The 3,789-nt window shown below is 62.8% G+C and carries 3 protein-coding genes; all 3 read left to right on the forward strand.

Annotated elements, in window-relative coordinates:
- On the forward strand, nt 1-474 hold a 474-nt coding region (locus RUESEDTHA_RS20735; RefSeq protein ID WP_254428862.1), incomplete at its 5' end, for a (2Fe-2S)-binding protein.
- Between the two features lie 25 nt (nt 475-499).
- Complete coding sequence (locus RUESEDTHA_RS20740) at nt 500-2,860, forward strand: xanthine dehydrogenase family protein molybdopterin-binding subunit (RefSeq protein ID WP_180888493.1); 2,361 nt, start codon at nt 500-502, stop codon at nt 2,858-2,860.
- Nucleotides 2,861-2,955: 95 nt separating this feature from the next.
- Nucleotides 2,956-3,747: a xanthine dehydrogenase family protein subunit M gene (locus tag RUESEDTHA_RS20745; RefSeq protein WP_171121282.1), complete on the forward strand. Its 792-nt coding sequence runs from the start codon at nt 2,956-2,958 to the stop codon at nt 3,745-3,747.
- Nucleotides 3,748-3,789 lie beyond the last annotated feature (42 nt).

The raw sequence follows: 3,789 nt of genomic DNA on the forward strand, positions 1-3,789 counted from the left end.
TCGATGACTGTGAACGGCGTAGCTGTGAGCGGTGAGGTTGAGGGTCGGACGTTGTTGTCTGGTTTTTTGCGCGAGCATTTGTCTTTGACTGGGACGCATGTTGGGTGTGACACGGCGCAATGTGGTGCGTGTGTTGTGCATGTGGATGGTCAGGCTGTGAAGTCGTGCAACATGTTGGCTTTGGAGGCGGATGGGGCCGATGTTGGCACGATTGAAGGTCAGGCCAATGCGGATGGGTCGTTGAACGTGATTCAGCAGGCGTTTCAGGATCATCACGGTCTTCAGTGCGGCTTTTGCACGCCTGGGATGGTGATGAGCGCGGCGGCGTTGCTGAAAGAGAACCCGCGCCCGACGGAAGGAGAGATCCGGCATTATCTGGAGGGCAACCTGTGCCGCTGCACGGGCTATCATAACATCGTCAAGGCGATCATGGCCGCATCTGGTCAGGACGTGAGCAACATCGCCGCCGAATAAGCGGCCCGAGGGAGGAGAACAAGCAATGCCCAAAGACAGTGGCATCGGAGCCAGTTCCAAGCGGCGCGAGGACGTGCGCTTTCTGACCGGAGCAGGCAATTACACCGACGACATCAACGTGGCCGGACAGGCCCATGTATATTTCCTGCGCTCGGATATCGCGCATGGCCGGATCAACGGCATTGACACCTCGGCGGCTGAGGCCATGCCGGGCGTGGTCAAGGTGTTTACCGGCAAGGATTTCGAAGGGGTGGGCGGCATCCCCTGCGGCTGGGAGGTGACCGACAAGCACGGCGCACCCATGCAGGAACCGGCGCACCCCATTCTGGCACAGGGCAAGGTGCGCCATGTGGGCGATCCTATCGCCGCCGTGGTGGCCGACAGCCTGGCCCAGGCCCGCGATGCGGCCGAGGCGATTGACGTCGACCTCGAGGAACTGCCCGCCGTGATCGACATGAAGGCGGCGGTGCAGGACGGCGCGACGCTGGTGCATGACGATCTGAAGAACAACGTCTGCTATGACTGGCAGTTGGGCGAGACCGACGATGCCAAGGTGAACGAAGTCTTCGCCAATGCCGCCCATGTGACCACGCTGGATCTGGTGAACAACCGTCTGGTTGCCAACCCGATGGAGCCGCGCGTGGCGGTGGCGGAATACAGCCGCGGGACCGAGGATTATACGCTCTATACCACGTCGCAGAACCCGCATGTGATCCGGCTGCTGATGTGTGCCTTTGTGTTGGGCCTGCCGGAACACAAGGTGCGCGTGGTGGCCCCGGATGTGGGCGGTGGCTTTGGCACCAAGATCTTCCACTATGCGGAAGAGGCGTTTGTGACCTTTGCCGCCAAGGCCTGCAACCGGCCCGTCAAATGGTCGGCCAGCCGGTCCGAGGCGTTCATGTCCGATGCCCATGGCCGTGATCACGTGACCACGATCGAACTGGCGCTGGACGGGGACAACAACTTTGTCGGTCTGCGCACCAATACGTTGGCCAATATGGGGGCTTATCTGTCGACCTTTGCCAGCTCGGTGCCCACATGGCTGCACGGCACGCTGGCGGCGGGCAATTACACCACGCCGGTCATTCAGGTGAACGTCAAGGCGACCTTCACCAACACGGTGCCGGTGGATGCCTATCGCGGCGCGGGCCGGCCCGAGGCGACGTACCAGCTGGAACGCGTGATCGACAAGGCCGCGCGCGAGCTGGGGGTCGATCCGATTGCCCTGCGGCGTCAGAACTTCATCACCCAGTTCCCCTATGACACGCCGGTCGCTCTGACCTATGACACCGGGGATTACAACGGGACCATGGACAAGCTTGAGGCCGCCGCCGATCTGGCGGGCTTTGCCGCGCGCCGTGCGGAAAGCGAGGCCAAGGGCAAGCTGCGTGGTTTGGGTATCAACTGCTATATCGAGGCTTGCGGCATTGCACCCTCGAACATCGTGGGGATGCTGGGCGCGCGTGCGGGTCTGTATGATGCGGCCACGGTGCGGGTGAATGCCACCGGATCGATCAGTGTCATGGTGGGCGCGCACAGCCACGGGCAAGGGCATGAGACTGCCTTCCCGCAGGTTGTGGCCGACATGATCGGCATCGACGAGTCGATGGTTGAGATCGTGCATGGCGATACGTCCAAGATCCCGTTCGGCATGGGCACCTATGGCTCGCGCAGCCTTGCGGTCTGTGGCTCGGCCATGGTCAAGGCCACCGAGAAGGTGATCGACAAGGCCAAGAAGATCGCCGCCCACCTGCTGGAGGCCTCTGAAGCCGATATCGAGCTGAAGGACGGTCAGTTCAGCGTGGCAGGCACCGACAAGTCGGTGGCCTGGGGCGATGTGACCCTGACGGCTTATGTGCCGCATAACTACCCGCTGGAAGTCGAGCCGGGGCTGGAGGAGACCGCGTTTTACGACCCGGCCAACTTTACCTTCCCCTCGGGCGCCTATGCCTGCGAGGTCGAGCTGGACCCCGAGACCGGCAAGGTCACCATCGAGGCGTTCACTGCGGCCGATGACTTTGGCAACATCGTCAACCCGATGATCGTGGATGGCCAGGTCCATGGCGGCATCGGTCAGGGCATCGGTCAGGCGCTGCTGGAGAACTGCGCCTATGACGAGAATGGCCAGCTGCTGAGCGCGTCCTACATGGATTACGCCATGCCGCGGGCCGATGACGTGCCTTTCTATGGTGTGGATCATTCCAGCCAGACGCCGTGTACACATAACCCGCTGGGTGTGAAGGGCTGTGGTGAGGCCGGGGCCATTGGCTCGCCCCCCGCTGTGGTCAATGCGGTTCTGGATGCGATGCATTCGGGTGGCAAGGCTGTCGATCACATCGACATGCCGGTGAGCCCGTCGCGCGTCTGGGCGGCGATGAACAGTTGAGAGGTTGGGGTGCGAGGGGCCAGCCCCTCGCGCTCCCCGGGATATTTATAGCCAGATGAAGAATGGATCCGTGTTCTTCGGAAAGGAAATGCGAAATGTACAGTTTCGAGTTTGAGAAGCCTTCGACCATTGCCGATGCGGTTGCCGCGTTGGGGGCCGAGGATGCACAGGCGTTGGGCGGGGGGCAGACGCTGATCCCGACGCTGAAGCAACGGTTGGCGGCGCCTTCGGCGCTGGTGTCGCTGGGCGGGATTGCCGAGATGCAGGGCGTGTGCGTCGAGGATGACGGCTCGGTCTCGATCGGTGGGGCCACGCCCCATGCGGTGGTGGCGCGCGAGGCGGCGGGGTCCTATCCGGGGCTGGCGGCTTTGGCCGGGCAAATCGGTGATCCGGCGGTGCGCAATCGCGGCACCATTGGCGGCTCGGTGGCCAACAATGATCCGGCGGCCTGTTATCCGGCGGGCGTGCTGGGATCGGGCGCGACCATTGTGACCAATGCGCGGCAGATCGCGGCGGATGACTTCTTTCAGGGCATGTTCACCACGGCGCTGGATGAGGGCGAGATCATCACCCAGATCCGCTTTCCCGTGCCGCAGGCGGCAAGCTATCAGAAGTTCCTGCAACCTGCGTCCCGCTTTGCGTTGGTCGGCGTCTATCTGGCGCGGTTCGCAGACGGTGTCCGCGTGGCCGTTACCGGCGCCAGCGAGGATGGCGTGTTCCGTTGGTCCGAGGCTGAACAGGCGCTCAACACCGAGTTCCGCCCCGACGCCCTGACCGGCCTGAGCATCAACCCCGCAAACATGATCGGCGACCTGCACGGCAGCAAGGACTACCGCGCCCACCTCGTCAGCGTCATGACTAAACGCGCAATCAACGCCTGCTCGTAACACACCAATAAGCCAAGGCCCGGAAACAAAGGGCCTTGGTTA

This window comes from Ruegeria sp. THAF57, from assembly GCF_903914075.1.
In the GTDB taxonomy this organism is placed as follows: Bacteria; Pseudomonadota; Alphaproteobacteria; order Rhodobacterales; family Rhodobacteraceae; genus Ruegeria.

Bases quoted from the DNA above. Each gene is read 5' to 3' on its own strand.
- RUESEDTHA_RS20745 (WP_171121282.1), top strand. From the start codon at position 2,956: ATGTACAGTTTCGAGTTTGAGAAGCCTTCGACCATTGCCGATGCGGTT.
- RUESEDTHA_RS20740 (WP_180888493.1), top strand. From the start codon at position 500: ATGCCCAAAGACAGTGGCATCGGAGCCAGTTCCAAGCGGCGCGAGGAC.